Origin of the sequence: Nonomuraea sp. SYSU D8015, from assembly GCF_008065375.1 — a bacterium.
In the GTDB taxonomy this organism is placed as follows: Bacteria; Actinomycetota; Actinomycetes; order Streptosporangiales; family Streptosporangiaceae; genus Nonomuraea.
In genome coordinates, this window is record NZ_MU084032.1 from 51,556 (window position 1) to 65,602 (window position 14,047).

The window sequence follows — 14,047 nt, forward strand, 5'->3', positions numbered from 1 at the left end:
ACTTTACGCAACTCTTTCCACGAGCCTTCGATCCGGAAATCTAGGCGTACGGACACCCAAAACTCTCGACCGAAACCCCCTAGAAGGAGATTCTTTATGTCAAGGGTGGACATGGCCGGTTAAGGCGCGATGTACTACCTCTTCAATCAGCCCTGTCACAGGTGACACGCGTGCAAGGTGTGGGCCAATGAGCTCCGTCGTTCTCGACAAAGTGACCAAGGTGTATCCGGGCGGCCATCTCGCTGTCGACCGGCTGAGCCTGCGAGCTGAGGCCGGCGAATTCCTCGTCCTCCTCGGCCCTTCGGGCTGCGGAAAGTCCACGCTGCTCCGCATGATCGCAGGCTTGGAGGAGATCACCGAAGGGGAGCTCTGGCTCGACGGGCAGATCGCCAACCACCTGGCGCCGCGCGACCGCGACGTCGCCATGGTCTTCCAGAACGGCGCGCTCTACCCGCACCGGACCGTGCGCGGGAACATCTCCTTCCCCCTGGAGATCGCCAAGTCGGACCCGAACATGGTGCGTGAGCGCGTCACGGAGCTGTCGAAGGCGTTGCATATCGACGAGACGCTCGACCGCCGGCCGGGCACGCTCTCCGGCGGCCAGCGCCAGCGCGTGGCGATGGGCCGGGCGATCGTCCGGCAGCCCAAGCTGTTCCTGATGGACGAGCCGCTGTCGAACCTGGACGCCGGCATGCGCACCGAGCTGCGCATGGAGATCTCGGCGCTGGTCAGGTCGCTCGGGGTCACGACGATCTACGTGACGCACGACCAGGTGGAGGCGCTGACGCTGGCGGACAGGATCGCCATTCTGAATCGCGGCGTCCTGCAGGACGTGGGAACTCCGGCGCAGATTTACAACGATCCAGCGACGGCGTTCGTGGCGGCTTTTCTCAACTCCCAGCAGTTGAACCTGTTGGCGGCGGGTGTCAGGACGCCGCAGAACCAATATGTGCTGCTCGATTTCGGCCCGCACCGGCTCACGCTCCCGTGGAGCGATCCCAGGGCGTACGCCATCTCGCAGCACACGGGCGGGCAGGTGTTGGTGGGGCTGCGGCCCGACGGGCTGGCGCCGGTGCCGGAGTCGTACGACGGGCCGTCGTTCTTCGGGCGGGTGCGGGCGCTGGAGTATCACGGGCACGAATGGCTGGCGTATCTCGAGTGCGGCATGCCGGCCGTGCCGGTGCCCGAACCGCCGGACCCGCGCGGGCGCGTCAACGGCGACAAGAACGGCTCGGGCAAGCTGTCGGGGCTGGTGCGGCGGCTGTTCTCATCGCCGAAGGAGGAGCATCAGGAGCAGGAGCGGGTGGGCCAGCACCCGAACAGCGGCATCCACCGCCGCTCCGACCTGATCGTCCGCCTGGGCAACCGGCCCGTCTGGCGCACCGGCGACGCCGCCAAGGTCGCCGTCGACCTCTCCCGCATCATGATCTTCACTCTGGACGGCGCCCGCATCGACCCCCCGCGCCGTTAGCGCCCCCGATCACGGCGCAGGGGCCCAGCGAGGCCCGTCCGGGGTGTCCTCGACCACGACGCCACCCGCGTGCATCGCCGCGCGCAACGCGTCCGCCACGTCGTACCGTCCCTCTTCCCGCAGCTCCGCCCGGAGCGCGAGCAGCGGCTCGACCAGGGAGCGGAGGCCGCCGGTGGAGGCGAGCTCGCCGAGGCGGGCGATCAGCAGCCGCATCAGCTCCCGCGCCTGGTCGACCCCGCCGGCGTCCTCCTCGGTGTCGGCCGCCCACTTGACGATCTCCGCTTCGAGGTCGAGCACGATCTGCGCCGCCGCCACCAGGTCCGGCTCGCCCGCCGCGGCCGCGAACCGCTCCTCGCACGAGCGGATGGTCTCCTCCAGCGTCACCTCGGCGGGCGCGGCCTCCGCCACCGGGGGCGGCGGCACGGACGTGCCCGCGACGCCCTCGGCCAGGCGGCGGAGCTCGGCGAGGTCGGTGCGGGTGCCCGCGGGCAGCACCGTCGCCGAGCCGGGCCGCCGGACGGTCAGCCCGCCCCGTCCGGCCACCTGCACGGCCTGGCTCTCCAGGTCGATGACGACGGCGGTGTGCTCGTCGATCCCGAGGACCGCGGTGCCGGGCGGCAGCTCGCGCTCCATGCGGGACAGCCGGCGCTCGCCCAGGTAGCAGTAGCGGGTGTCGTGGGTGCCGCCCTCGGCGTTGTCGAAGTGCGGGATCAGCACGGCCTGCAGGCCGAGCGGCTCCAGCAGGTCGAGGCCCTCACGCCAGTGCGGCTCCGCGCCCACCTTGTAGATCTCGTAGACGGGCACCGTGGCGAGCCCGGCCGTGCAGGCCGCCGCCGAGGCCAGCACGGTCACCCCCTGCCGGGCGCGGACCCGGGCCCGCAGGTCGCCGGCCACGCCGGAGTCGCACCACCGGTCGAGCGCGTAGGTCGGGCTCCCCGGCCCCGAGAAGACCCAGTCGGCGCCGGCGATCCCGGTGGCCACCTCGACATCCAGGCCGACGCTGTGGGCGAAGTATCGGCGGGCGCGGGCCGAGATGTCGGCGCGGTTTTCCTGAAAGGCGTAGGGGGTGTCGAGCAACACGGCCCGCGCACCCGCGCGCAGCGTCCGCGTCGCGGCGCGGTGGACCTCGACCATGGTCGGGCTCGTCTCGCCCGACCCCATCAGCACCAGCAAACCGGGCATCACTGTCGGCCTCTCTCTCGCACGCCATCGACTACAGCCGGGCTCGCCGCGGGGTTCAAGAGCGGGCGACATATGCGGCCGGCACGCAGTTGCATATGATTGGCAGTAAGCTCTTGGCGGTGACGGGAAGACACGTGGTATCGGTTGAGACGCTCATGCTACGGGTGGGCACCGACAATCGGTGGTCATACCGGCATGCCATGACCCGGCCATGGCCTGGGGAAAGCCCTGATGAGGCCGCGCGGCGGCTCAGCGGGGTGGCGGCCGCCGATCCGGACACCGTCGTGCATTCCACCAGCTGGCGCTACGAACCGGACGGCGGGATCGTGCTGACGTACGCGGTCTGCCCCGATCCGTCGCCCTCGCTGCCCGCGATCGAGGCGCCGGTGCTGGAGATCGCCCGCGGCGAGGCCCCGGCGACGCCGTCACCTGAGCGGGTCGCCCTGGCCAACGTGGTCGCCCACGCCGTCAGGCACCTGGCCTTCCTCATGGCCGAGGACCCCGTCGTGGCGCGGGCACTGTCCCGCCACCCCCTGATCGGTCCCGCCCTGGAGCCCGCGGGCGCTCCGGCCTGAGATCCGGCGGCCCAGCGCCTGGCCGGGCCGCTCGATGTAGCGGTAGGCCAGCGCGCTCACGCCCAGCACCGCCGCCAGGGCCAGCGCGGCCATGCCCAGCTGGTACGGCAGCTCCGCCCGCCGCAGATCACCGGTGATCTCCACGAAGTACTTCAGCAGCGGATGATGCACCAGGTAGAGCGAGTAGCTGACCAGGCCGAGCCAGACCATCGCCCGGGGCAGCCGCCGTCCGCGCAACGCCATCGCGCCCGCGAACGTGGCCCCGGCCAGCGCGATCGTGGTGAACCACACATTCGCCTGCACCCACCACCAGCCGCCCTCGACGGCCCACAGGGGCGCGATCGCCACCAGGCCCGTCGTGACCGCCACCGGCCAGAGGCCGCCCGTGCCGCATTCCCACCGGCGGATGGCCGTGCCCGCGAACATGACCGCCAGCACCGCCGTCCCCAGCCACGGCACCCGGCTGCTCAGCAGCAGCGACGCGAGCGCCATCAGGCCGAGCAGGCAGGCCGCCGCCGTACGCCCCCGGCCCCACATCACGCACACCAGCCCGGCCGCGAACAGCGCGCCCGTGACGTACGCCGGCCACGCGCCCACCAGCACCGCGCCCGACGCGACCAGCCCCACCACCACCGCACCGGCGGCGAACAGCATCGACATCAGCCCGCTGCGGCCTTGCGCCCCGACCAGGAACAACGCCGTGACCATGAGGTAGAACACCATCTCGTACGACAGCGTCCACATCGTGTCGGCCACGCCGCCCACGCTCACGACGTCGAGCAGCATGGTCGCGTGCGCCGCCACCGCGCTGCCGTCCCGCGGCACCTCCCCGCGCACCGGCACCCACCATGCGAGGGCCAGGACAAGGGCGATCACGCTCAGGTAGAGCGGGTAGAGGCGGAAGATCCGGCTGATCCAGAACGCCCGCACGTCGCCGTGCCGCTCCAGCGACGTGGGGATGATGTAGCCGCTGACCAGGAAGAACACCAGGATGCCGTAGACGCCCAGACTGAACCAGTACGGCCGGAGCGCGGGCAGGAACCAGGGGAGCAGGTGCTCGGCCACGACGGCCAGCGCGCCGATGCCGCGCAACGCGTCGAGCCAGGCCAGCCTGGTGACGGTGGGTGAAGATGTGGAGGCGGCGGGCAGGGCTGGGGCGGCGGCGGACACCCGCATCAACATACCCGTACGGGACGGGGTGATGCGGCCCTCTCCGGGCATACGCGGCTCGGGCCGCAGGTCGAAGCCCTCGCCCCACGAAGACGCACGCCAGCCCAGCCTCGGCGTTCGCGCCGCTCACAGCACTCGGCACTCACGCCGCCGGGGCGCGGCGGCGAACCCGCTCACGGGCGTATCCAGGGCGCATGCTCGCCCACGGGCCGAAGCGCCCCGGCGGCGGGGCGGCAGCAGGCTCAGAGGGCTTCTCTCGGTGAAAGGCCGCCCTCCCGGAGACGGTCGGCTCGCATCGCGGACGGGTGCCTGCCGCGTGGAGCCCGTGCGGCCGCGCCGGGGTCAGGTGGTGCGGTGGGTGGACAAGGTGGCGTGGTGGTCGGCGCCGTCGGGGCCGTGGGGGTCGGTGTGAACGGTCGCCGCCCTCAGGCGCGGCAACTCGTGGATGAGCCGGTGCTCGGCCTCGACGGCCACCGCGTGCGCATCCACGACCGACATGTCGTGATCGACGAAAATCTCCACCTCGGCGTGGAGCGCATGCCCGATCCATCGCAGCCGTACGGACCCGACCCGCTGAACCCCGTCCACGGTGGCGATGATGCGCTCGGCGGCGTCGACGAGCTCGGGGTCCACGGCGTCCATGAGCCGGTGGTAGATCTCGCGGGCCGCGTCGCGCAGGACGAAGCAGATGGCACCGGTGATCAGCAGGCCGACGATCGGGTCGGCGATGGGGAAGCCGAGCCCGGCGCCGCCCGCGCCCAGCAGGACGGCCAGCGAGGTGAAGCCGTCGGTCCTGGCGTGCAGGCCGTCGGCGACCAGCGCGGCCGACCCGATCTCCCTGCCGACCTTGATCCGGTATCGCGCCACCCACTCGTTGCCCAGGAACCCGACCACGCCCGCGGCCGCCACCCACCAGACGGCCCGGATGTCCTGGGGATCGATCAGCCGCTCGACGGCCTCGTACCCGGCCAGGGCCGCCGAGCCGGCGATGAGCAGCACGATGACGATGCCCGCGAGGTCCTCCGCGCGGCCGTACCCGTACGTGAAGCGGCGGGTGGCGGCGCGGCGGCCGACCGAGAACGCGATGGCCAGCGGGACGGCGGTGAGCGCGTCGGCGAGGTTGTGCAAGGTGTCACCGAGCAGCGCGACCGAGCCGGACGCCAGCACGATCACGGCCTGGACGGCGGCGGTGGCCATGAGGACGGCGAACGAGATGGCCAGCACGCGCATCCCGCGACTGCTGGACTCCAGGGCGGCGTCGGTCTTGTCGGCGGTGTCGTGACTGTGCGGCGCGACGGCGTGGGCGACCCGCCCGAGCGCCGCCTTCAGCCCTCGCCGCGCCCCGCGCCCGCCCTCGCGCCCGGAATGCCCGTGACCATGCCCGTGGCCGTGCCCGTGCGCTCCATGTCCGTCACCGTGACCAGGTCCATGATCGTGCCCATGACCGTGGCCGTGACCATGTCCGTGACCATGTCCTTGTCCATCGGGACGGGTCCCATCCCGATGGGCCCCATCGGGACGGCCGGCATCGGGATGGGCCCCGTCGGGATGGGCCCCGTCGGGATGGGCATGGTGCGGTGTCGTACCGGAATCCCGCTGGTCCGCCATGGCATCCCTCGCTTGCGCTATTCATCCCTTTTGACCAGGATATGTAGTCATGTACGCACGCGACAACACCTCAGGTGCCAATGCGTCGCAGGAGCAACCCACTCCCGCCCAGGTCAACGCGGCCGTCGACGCGTTCCGCATGCTCAGCGACGCCACCAGGCTCCGGTTGATGTGGCTGTTGTCGTCCGGCGAATCGGATGTGAACTCGCTGGCCCAGGCCATCGGCGTTCCCCGCCCCTCGGTGTCGCAGCACCTCGCCAAGCTCCGCCTGGCAGGACTGGTGGACACGCGCAGAGAGGGCCGCCGCGTGCTCTACCGGGCCAGGGACTCACACGTGAGGGCGCTCATCGCGGAGGCCATGTTCCACGCCGACCACGAGGTCTCCGGCCTGCCCAGACACGACTAGTCACAGGTCCGCCCGCCGGGCGCCGGCCACCAGGCGGGGGGCATAAGCGGCGTCGAGCGGGCCGGGGCGGAAGAGGTGACGCTCACCAGCCGATCCTCCCCTTGCCGGAGACGAGCGCCCGGGCGATCACCAGCCGCTGGATGTCGTTGGTGCCCTCACCGATCGCCATCAGCGGCGCGTCCCGGTAGAGCCGCTCGACCACGAACTCCTGCGAATAGCCGTACCCGCCGTGGATCCGCATGGACTCCAGTGACGCCTTGAGCGCCACTTCGGAGGTGAAGTATTTGGCCATGCCCGCCTCCATGTCCACCCGTTCGCCGCCGTCGGCCCGGGACGCCGCCCAGTACGTGAGCAGCCGCGCCGCCTGGATCTCGGTGGCCAGGTCGGCCAGTTTGAGCTGGATGGCCTGGAACTCGGCGATCGGCTGCCCGAAGGCGGTCCGCTCCTTGGCGTAGGCGAGGGCGGCGTCGTACGCGGCCTGGGCGACCCCGACGGCGCGGGCGGCGATGTTGATGCGCCCGAGCTCCAAACCGCCGAGCACCTGTTGCATGCCGCGCCCCTCGACGCCGCCGAGCAGGCAGGACACCGGCACGCGCACCTCGTCGAGCACCACCTCGCAGGTCTCCGTGCCCTTGTAGCCCAGCTTGGGCAGGTCGCGGCTGACGCTGAAGCCCGGCGAGGACGGGTCGACGAGCAGCACGGACATGCCCTTGTGCGCGGGCTCGGCGATCGAGGTCTTGACGAGGACGGGCAGCGGGTCGGCGTGGCGGGCGTTGGTGATCCAGGTCTTGGTGCCGGTCACGACGTAGTGGTCGCCGTCGCGTACCGCCCGCGTCCGGATGCCCTGCAGGTCGGTGCCCGCACCGGGCTCGGTGAGCGCGATCGCGGTGCGCCGGGCGCCGCTGGCGAGGTCTTCGAGGTGGAGCCGCCGCTGTTCCTCGGTGCCGTGGCGGGCGATCATCCAGCAGGCGAGCGAATGGGACCCGATGGTGCCGGCCACGCCCATCCAGCCCCGCGCGATCTCCTCGAAGACCAGCGCGAACGAGACCATGTCGGCCCCCATGCCGCCGTACTCCTCCGGCACGGACAGGCCGAACAGCCCCATCTGCTTCATCTTGTCGATGATCTCGGCCGGGTATCTGCCGGAGTGCTCCCATTCGGTGGCGACCGGGAGGATCTCTTTCTCCACGAAGGCGCGCAGGGTCTCGCGGAAGGCCTTCTGCTCGCCGGTCAGCTCGAAATCCATCTGCCTCGATCCCTGGTCCGCCGACTGATCAGGCAGCTCACGTTAATAACTCGGCACTTACCCGGTCAATCGTCCGCTCACCTCTACACACGCGCGGCCAGCTTGGCCACCACGTCCACGATCCGGGCGGCGCGTTCCAGCTCCGCGCGGTGGAACACCGGACCCTCGGCGCGGGCCACGACCACGTGCATGCCCTGCGTCACCACGGGCAGCAGCATGAGCCGCAGGTCGCGGGCGTCCAGCGCGACGGCGCGGGGCGGCGGCTCGGGCAGGTCGAAGCTGGTAGGCGCGGCCAGCGAGGCATGCCGTACGGCGCCGTCGGCGACGGCCAGCGACCACTCCGCCCCGCACAACCCGGGCAACGCGTCGACGAGCGTGGCGAAACCCCGCGCCGGCTCGGACACGACGTGCATGAGCAGGTCGTAGTCCAGCGCCGAGCCCGGCACCTCCTTGGTCGCCCAGACCCCTTCCACCCGCACGCCCGGCACGGCGGACAGCCGCTGGCGGGCCTCCGCCGGGGTCACGGGGCCCGGCCAGGAGACGGTGAAATCGTCGACGGCCCGCCCGGCCTCGCGTTCGAGCACGGTGACCTGCAGGATGTCGGCTCCCAGCGCGCCCAGCGCCTTGGCCACCTGTCCCAGCCCACCCGGCCGGTCCGGCAGCGACACCCTCAGTCGCAGCAGCATCGCCCCCCCTTTCCAGAGCTCTCACAGTGCCGTGGAAAGGTTTCGAGCATGTTCCACGGATATGTCGTACATGCTGCGGTTATATCCCAAGATGAAGGCTTAAGTCCGGATTGTCGATAAACGGCGGCTCCGGTTTTCCACAGGTCATCGTACGGTCAGCCGCATGGTCCGGCCTGCCCCATGATCCCTAACGTCGTCCCCATGATTCTCAACAGCATCGCCTCACTCGCCCTCACCGTGACCACGCTCTCCCCCACCGCCCAGGACTCCCTGGAACAACAGCTTGACGCCCTGGTGAAGAGCAAGGCCGTCTCGGCCGCGCTGGTCCGGGTGAGCGGGAACGGCGAGGACTGGACGGCCGCGGCCGGCTACCGCGACGTGATCTCGCGCAAGCCCGCCGACGCCGCGGGGCATTTCCGGATCGGCAGCGTCACCAAGACCTTCGTGGCCGTCGTCGTGCTCCAGCTCGCCGACGAGGGCAAGCTCTCCCTCGACGACCCGATCGCCCGGCATCTGCCCGGCGCGCTGCCCGAGGGCAGCGCGATCACCGTGCGGCAGGTGCTCGACCACACCAGCGGCCTGTTCGACTACGCGGGCGCCGGCATCCCCGGCTGGTCGGCGCGGGACTACCGGCCGGTCGAGACCCTGTACGACCAGACGCCCCAGGAGCTGCTGGCCGTCGGCCGGTCCAGGCCGCCCTACTTCAAGACGCCGGGCACGGGGTGGCGGTACTCCAACACCAACTACGTGGTGGCCGCCATGCTGATCGAGAAGCTGACGGGCGCCCCGTACGCCGACGCGATCAAGGCCAGGATCCTGCGCCCGCTCGGCCTGACCCACACGTATGCCGGGCCACAACACATCCATGCCGAGGCCGCACGCCCGCGGCTACGCCATGCACAACGGCAAGATCGTGGACGCCACCAGGATCAACCCGTCGCTGGAGTACGGGGCGGGCGAGATGATCTCGACCACGGCGGACCTGACCCGCTTCTTCCAGGCCCTCATGAGCGGCGAGCTGACCAGCGCGTCCGCCCTCAAGCAGATGCGGACCATGCGCCAGGCGGGCGAGGGCATGGGGTACGGCCTCGGCCTCCAGGAGTTCGAGCTGACCTGCGGCAAGAGCGTGTACGGGCACAGCGGCGGCATCTTCGGCTACCTCACGTACGCGCTGCGCTCGGACGACGGCCGGACCGTCGTGATCTCCGCGAACCCGTACACCGGGCAGGTCCCGGCCGACGCCCTGCCGAAGGCCCTGGCCACCGTCTTCTGCTGACCAGGGCCCCGGGATCAGGCGAACACGTCCTGCTGGTAGCGGCCGTCGGCCTCCAGACCGGCCAGCCAGGCGGCGCCGTCCTCGCCGGTCCGGTCCCGGTGGATGTCGAGGAGCGTCTGACGCACGGCGGGCGCCATCCGCAGGCCGTCGCCGCAGACGTACACATGGGCGCCCTGTTCGAGCAGCTCCCACACCTCGTCGGCGTGCGCGGCGACGGCGTCCTGGACGAACCGGTACGGGTGACCCGGCACGGCCGAGAACGCGGTGTGCGCGGTGACGCCCCAGGCGGCCAGGTCGTCCGCGTACAGCAGGTCGTGCCCGGGGTGGCGGCAGCCCGTGAACACCGCGGCCGGCCCGGCGGCGCCGGTGAGGACGCGCTCTTCGAGGAAGCCGCGCAGCGGCGCGAACCCGGTGCCGGGGCCGACCAGGATCACCGGCGTGGCGGGGTCGTCCGGGAGCCGGAACGGCGGGGCGGGGACGCGGACGTAGCCGTAGAACACCTCGCCCTCTTTTAGCCCGGCCAGGTAGGCCGAGCACATGCCCTGGTAGGTGCCGGCTCCGGACCAGGCGGGCCCCTCGACGAGGCCGACCGTGAGCCGCACCAGCGACGGGTCGGCCAGAGGCGAGGAGGACACCGAGTAGTAGCGTGGCTTGATCGGCCCGGCCATCTCCAGGAACACCGGCAGAGGCAGCTCGATCGCGGGGAAGCGCTCCAGCAGGGTCAGCGGGGAGACGCGCTTGGCGAGGATCTCGTCTGCGTAGGCGGCGGTCAGCTCGGCCAGCTGGCCGCGGGTCCATGGGCAGGCCGTGTGGGCGGCCAGCGCCTCCAGGTCGGCGCGGGTGGCGACCTCCTGCAGCTCGGCGAACTCGGTCAGCAGCAGGCCGGCCGTCACCGGCGTGTCCACGGGCAGGTGGGTGACCCCGGCGGCGCGCAGCCGCACCACCTGCTCCCGGGGGACGCGCAGGCAGCGCAGCGCCCATTCGACCAGCTCGGGGTCGTTCTTGGCGAAGACGGCCACGTGGTCGCCGGCCTCGTACGTCACGCCCTCGGGCAGCCGGGCCACGATGGAGCGCACGCCGGGCCGGGGCGCCTCGATCGAGAAATCCCAGAGCCCGGCGGGGTCGCCGGTCAGCTCCTCGTTGGAGACGACGGTGAGAGGGAAGGCGCGCTCGGAGACGACGGCCGGCCTGACCTCGGCCTCGGTGAGCACCTCCATCTCGTAGCGCGGCCCGGCGGTGTCGGGGGAGGCGCTGTACTCCTCGGCCAGCGCCGCCCACAACCGCGCCGTCCAGGCCGACACGTCGCCGTCGAAGTCGCCGTCGGTGTCGGCCTCGCCCCGCTCGATCAGCGGCGCCGCGCCGGCGGCCGTCAGCTTCTCGTACGCCCGCCGCGGGAACTCCTGGTACGTCGGCCACTGCGTGTTCCCGCAGCCCAGCACCGCCAGGCGCACCCCGGACAGGTCGGGAAGCGCCTCGAGGGCGTCGAAGCGCTGGGCGTTGTCCGGAGCCTTGCCGTTGTAGGAGGAGGCGACCACGATCAGCAGGCCCTCGCCCGGCGGCCGGAGCTCGTCGAGGGTGGTGAGCGTGACGCCGAACCCGGCCCGCCCGGCCCGCTCGGCCAGCCGTTCGGCGATGTCGGCGCTGGTGCCGAGGTTGGAGCCGTACGCGACGGTGAGCGGCACGCCGGTGACGGCGATCTCCTGCTCCTCGACCTCCCGGGCCTGCTCGGTGACGGCGACGGTGCGCTCGTGGGCGCGGCGCTCGCGCGCCCGGAGCGTGAACCCGTCGGGCTTGAGCGTGAGCGTCTGCTTGATCTTCATGCGGTAGGCGTCGGGGTCGGACAGCGCGAAGCGGCGCAGGATCATCGCCAGCGCCAGTCTGGCCTCGGTGAGCGCGAACTGGCGGCCGATGCAGGCCCGCTCGCCGTTGCCGAACGGCTTGTACGCGGCCGGGTGGTGGGCCTTCTTGTTCTCCGGCAGCCAGCGGTCGATGTCGAACTCGTCGGGCCGCTCCCACGCCTTCGGGTGGCGGTGCAGCGCCGGAAGCAGCACGACGACGGCTTGGTCCTCGGGGATGCGGTAACCGGCGAGCGTGGTGTCCTCGACGGCGCTGACGTTGAACGCCGGGATCGGCGACCAGACCCGCAGCGTCTCCTCCAGGATGCGCGGGATCACGTCGAGCTTCATCACGGTCTCGTACGCCGGCGGCTCGTCGCCCGGCAGCAGCCGGTCGACCTCGTCGTAGGCGCGGGCCAGCGTGTGGGGCTCGCGCAGCAGGTTGTACAGAGCGAAGGAGAGCAGGCCGCTGGTGGTCTCGTGGCCGGCGATGAGGAAGGTGAGGACCTGGTTGCGGATGTTCTCGTCCGACAGGCGGGCGCCGGTCTGCGGGTCGGACGCCTCCAGCATGAGGCCGAGCAGGTCCTTGGCGCCGTCGCCGCCCTCGGCCCGGCGCCGCCTGATCACGTCGTCGACGAGCTCCTGCATGGTGGCGATGTCGCGCCGGTAAGCCGCCTCCTGCCGGCGCCTGAGCCGGTTGACGAGCGGCAGCTGCTGGTTGCGGAGCATGGCCTCGGTCAGCGCGCCGCCCATGGCCTGCAGGAACGGGTGCAGCTCGGGCGAGTCGAACGAGTTGAACCGGTAGCCGAACCCGGTCAGCGAGATCGTGTCGAGCGTGAGCCTGGTCATGTCGTCGGCGACGGGCAGGTCCTCCCCCTGGCGGCCTGCCCACGACTCGACGAGCTGCTCGGCGACCTCCAGGAACTGCGGGTAGTACGCCTTCATCGAGCGCTGGCTGAAGGCCGGCATGAGGATGCGGTGCGCGTGTCCCCACACCGGCTCGTCGTGCTGCGCGGTGAACAGCCCGTCGCCGGCGAAGTCGCGCACGATCGACAGCGGCGGCTTGATGCGCTTGACGAACCTGCTCTCGTCGCACACCTCGGCCACCAGGTCGGGGTCGAAGACCAGCACGATCGTACGGCCGGCGACCTCGATCCGGAAGATGCCCTCCTGCTGGTAGTCGGAGGCCACCTGGACGAAGTACTCGATCGGCGAGTGCGAGGGAATCTGCAGCGTGTTGCCCAGGATGGGCAGGCCCTGTGGGGCGGGGATGCGCGACATGAATGCTCCCTAGACGTCAGCCATACACCGTATGGCTGACGCTACCATACGGTGTATGGCAGTGAGCGCGCGCAGAGGTGCCCCTCTGACTCTCGAAGAGATCACCTCCACCGCCCTGCGGCTGATGGACGAGGGCGGCGTGGAGGGCCTGTCCATGCGCAAACTGGCGGCGGAGCTGGACGTCAACCCCATGTCCCTCTACCACCACGTGAAGAGCAAGGAGAGGCTGCTGGAGCTGATCTGCGCCACGGCGGCGGCGCGGATGGACCTGCCGCCGGACGACGGCACGCCGTGGCAGGACCAGCTCAGGGCGCTGGGGCTGGCCTACCACCGGCACGCGCGGGCGCACCCGGCCATGTGGACCTACGTCCACAACCACCCGCAGATCATCGCCGACCGGGGGATGGAGCTGTGGGAGGTGCTCGCCCGGATCCTGCGGCTGGCCGGGGTGCAGGAGGCGGACGTGCGCAGGACGAGCGACGTGCTGCACGCCTTCGTCTCCGGTCTCATCATGTTCGAGGTCCAGGGGCACATCCCGGACGATCCCGAAGAGGTCGACCGCACTTTCGACGCGGCGATCGACCTGATCATCCACGGTGTGGGAGGGCTCGGCTAGTCGTCCGCCTCCCGCAGGATCCATCCGTTGCCGTCGAGATCGTTGAAGAAGACGAACGCGTTCCCGCGACCGACCTCCCCTTCGCCCGGATCGCGACCCTCCGGCAGGTCCCGGTCTTCCGGCAGGTCATGGTCTTCCGACGGGTCATGGTCCTGGTCGGGCGGGTGGTGGTCGATGCCGTCGATGTCCCCCACCGCAGGCTCCTCTCGCTCGCGGCCTCTCGTCAGGTCGTCGAACGAGCGACCCCGGGATCGACGGGCCGCCGCAGCAGCTGCACGGCGTCACCGCCGAGCGGCCCCGCCAGAGTCCGGTCAGCCGGAACGCGGCGGACCAGCAGGTGTGCGGCGGGAGCCACGCTCAGCCGGGACAACGGGTCAGGCCGACGCCTGCCAGACGGCCTCGAAGGCGGCCTCGGTGATCTCGGTCAGCTCCCAGATCTCCAGCGGCTGGTCGGTGAGGAACCCCTGCTCGTCCTGCAGCCGCCGCCACCAGTAGCGCCGGGCGGCGCGATCGGCGCCCACCTCGACCTGCCTGATCGCCCAGTGCTCGCCGTCGCCCTCGACGCTCTCGAACAGCCAGGCGCGGCCGTCCTCGTCGGCCATGTGCCAGTAGCGGCGGGGGGCGTCGGACTCGGCGAGCTGCCTGACGAGCGGCCCGCGAAGATCTGGTTCAAGCACGGGCCCACTTTAGACACC

At 71.2% G+C, this 14,047-nt stretch carries 13 protein-coding genes and 1 pseudogene; 5 read left to right on the forward strand and 9 right to left on the reverse strand.

The genetic code is table 11. The features are described from left to right. Positions 1-187: 187 nt before the first annotated feature. The gene (locus ID574_RS00190; protein ID WP_188186691.1) at positions 188-1,471 is read left to right on the forward strand and encodes an ABC transporter ATP-binding protein; all 1,284 of its coding nucleotides are present in this window, start codon (positions 188-190) and stop codon (positions 1,469-1,471) included. Positions 1,472-1,480: 9 nt separating this feature from the next. Here ID574_RS00190 and ID574_RS00195 read toward each other — a convergent pair whose 3' ends face one another. The 4 genes from ID574_RS00195 to ID574_RS59290 all read right to left on the reverse strand — a co-directional run bounded on the left by ID574_RS00195 (position 1,481) and on the right by ID574_RS59290 (position 5,969). Continuing rightward, a complete protein-coding gene (locus tag ID574_RS00195; RefSeq protein ID WP_188186692.1) occupies positions 1,481-2,653 on the reverse strand; it encodes a CysS/YqeB C-terminal domain-containing protein in 1,173 nt (390 codons plus the stop codon). Positions 2,654-3,078: 425 nt separating this feature from the next. Further along, positions 3,079-4,410 carry an acyltransferase family protein gene (locus ID574_RS00200; RefSeq protein ID WP_223166227.1) on the reverse strand — a complete coding sequence of 444 codons (1,332 nt, stop codon included), beginning with the start codon at positions 4,408-4,410 and terminating at the stop codon, positions 3,079-3,081. A 330-nt stretch (positions 4,411-4,740) separates the two neighbouring features. Further along, positions 4,741-5,628 carry a cation diffusion facilitator family transporter gene (locus ID574_RS00205; protein ID WP_223166228.1) on the reverse strand — a complete coding sequence of 296 codons (888 nt, stop codon included), beginning with the start codon at positions 5,626-5,628 and terminating at the stop codon, positions 4,741-4,743. A 95-nt stretch (positions 5,629-5,723) separates the two neighbouring features. Continuing rightward, on the reverse strand, positions 5,724-5,969 hold the full coding sequence (locus ID574_RS59290; RefSeq protein ID WP_223166229.1) for a hypothetical protein: 246 nt from the start codon (positions 5,967-5,969) through the stop codon (positions 5,724-5,726). Positions 5,970-6,055: 86 nt separating this feature from the next. Here ID574_RS59290 and ID574_RS00210 point away from each other — a divergent pair, with 86 nt between their 5' ends. After that, positions 6,056-6,412, forward strand: coding sequence for an ArsR/SmtB family transcription factor (locus ID574_RS00210; RefSeq protein ID WP_188186694.1), 357 nt, complete (start codon positions 6,056-6,058; stop codon positions 6,410-6,412). 82 nt (positions 6,413-6,494) lie between these two features. On the opposite strand, the gene ID574_RS00215 is transcribed toward ID574_RS00210, so the two are convergent. Together ID574_RS00215 and ID574_RS00220 are read right to left on the reverse strand one after the other, a co-directional pair. Then, the gene (locus tag ID574_RS00215) at positions 6,495-7,658 is read right to left on the reverse strand and encodes an acyl-CoA dehydrogenase family protein (protein WP_188186695.1); all 1,164 of its coding nucleotides are present in this window, start codon (positions 7,656-7,658) and stop codon (positions 6,495-6,497) included. 83 nt (positions 7,659-7,741) lie between these two features. Then, a complete protein-coding gene (locus tag ID574_RS00220; protein ID WP_188186696.1) occupies positions 7,742-8,344 on the reverse strand; it encodes an ACT domain-containing protein in 603 nt (200 codons plus the stop codon). A 201-nt stretch (positions 8,345-8,545) separates the two neighbouring features. On the opposite strand from ID574_RS00220, the pseudogene ID574_RS62645 reads away from it, so the two are divergent. Together ID574_RS62645 and ID574_RS59295 are read left to right on the forward strand one after the other, a co-directional pair. Next, a pseudogene (locus ID574_RS62645) lies at positions 8,546-9,115 on the forward strand (serine hydrolase domain-containing protein); the annotation flags it as partial. A 94-nt stretch (positions 9,116-9,209) separates the two neighbouring features. After that, positions 9,210-9,620 carry a serine hydrolase gene (locus ID574_RS59295; RefSeq protein ID WP_262495923.1) on the forward strand — a complete coding sequence of 137 codons (411 nt, stop codon included), beginning with the start codon at positions 9,210-9,212 and terminating at the stop codon, positions 9,618-9,620. Positions 9,621-9,634: 14 nt separating this feature from the next. On the opposite strand, the gene ID574_RS00230 is transcribed toward ID574_RS59295, so the two are convergent. After that, positions 9,635-12,736, reverse strand: coding sequence for a bifunctional cytochrome P450/NADPH--P450 reductase (locus ID574_RS00230; protein WP_188186697.1), 3,102 nt, complete (start codon positions 12,734-12,736; stop codon positions 9,635-9,637). Between the two features lie 55 nt (positions 12,737-12,791). Here ID574_RS00230 and ID574_RS00235 point away from each other — a divergent pair, with 55 nt between their 5' ends. Further along, a complete protein-coding gene (locus ID574_RS00235) occupies positions 12,792-13,352 on the forward strand; it encodes a TetR/AcrR family transcriptional regulator (RefSeq protein WP_188186698.1) in 561 nt (186 codons plus the stop codon). Here ID574_RS00235 and ID574_RS00240 read toward each other — a convergent pair. Continuing rightward, positions 13,349-13,546, reverse strand: a complete 198-nt coding sequence (locus ID574_RS00240; protein ID WP_188186699.1) for a hypothetical protein — start codon at positions 13,544-13,546, stop codon at positions 13,349-13,351. The two genes, ID574_RS00235 and ID574_RS00240, sit on opposite strands and share 4 nt — an antisense overlap. A 180-nt stretch (positions 13,547-13,726) precedes the next feature. Beyond that, positions 13,727-14,029, reverse strand: a complete 303-nt coding sequence (locus ID574_RS00245; RefSeq protein ID WP_188186700.1) for a hypothetical protein — start codon at positions 14,027-14,029, stop codon at positions 13,727-13,729. Positions 14,030-14,047: the final 18 nt, after the last annotated feature.

What these genes read in the sequence shown, in the direction of transcription:
- ID574_RS00210 (WP_188186694.1), top strand. Translation starts at nt 6,056, where the DNA reads ATGTACGCACGCGACAACACCTCAGGTGCCAATGCGTCGCAGGAGCAA.
- ID574_RS00235 (WP_188186698.1), top strand. Translation starts at nt 12,792, where the DNA reads ATGGCAGTGAGCGCGCGCAGAGGTGCCCCTCTGACTCTCGAAGAGATC.
- ID574_RS59290 (WP_223166229.1), bottom strand. Translation starts at nt 5,969, where the DNA reads ATGCCCATCCCGACGGGGCCCATCCCGACGGGGCCCATCCCGATGCCG.
- ID574_RS00190 (WP_188186691.1), top strand. Translation starts at nt 188, where the DNA reads ATGAGCTCCGTCGTTCTCGACAAAGTGACCAAGGTGTATCCGGGCGGC.
- ID574_RS00200 (WP_223166227.1), bottom strand. Translation starts at nt 4,410, where the DNA reads ATGTTGATGCGGGTGTCCGCCGCCGCCCCAGCCCTGCCCGCCGCCTCC.
- ID574_RS00220 (WP_188186696.1), bottom strand. Translation starts at nt 8,344, where the DNA reads ATGCTGCTGCGACTGAGGGTGTCGCTGCCGGACCGGCCGGGTGGGCTG.
- ID574_RS00230 (WP_188186697.1), bottom strand. Translation starts at nt 12,736, where the DNA reads ATGTCGCGCATCCCCGCCCCACAGGGCCTGCCCATCCTGGGCAACACG.
- ID574_RS00215 (WP_188186695.1), bottom strand. Translation starts at nt 7,658, where the DNA reads ATGGATTTCGAGCTGACCGGCGAGCAGAAGGCCTTCCGCGAGACCCTG.
- ID574_RS00195 (WP_188186692.1), bottom strand. Translation starts at nt 2,653, where the DNA reads ATGCCCGGTTTGCTGGTGCTGATGGGGTCGGGCGAGACGAGCCCGACC.
- ID574_RS00205 (WP_223166228.1), bottom strand. Translation starts at nt 5,628, where the DNA reads ATGCGCGTGCTGGCCATCTCGTTCGCCGTCCTCATGGCCACCGCCGCC.
- ID574_RS59295 (WP_262495923.1), top strand. Translation starts at nt 9,210, where the DNA reads ATGCCGAGGCCGCACGCCCGCGGCTACGCCATGCACAACGGCAAGATC.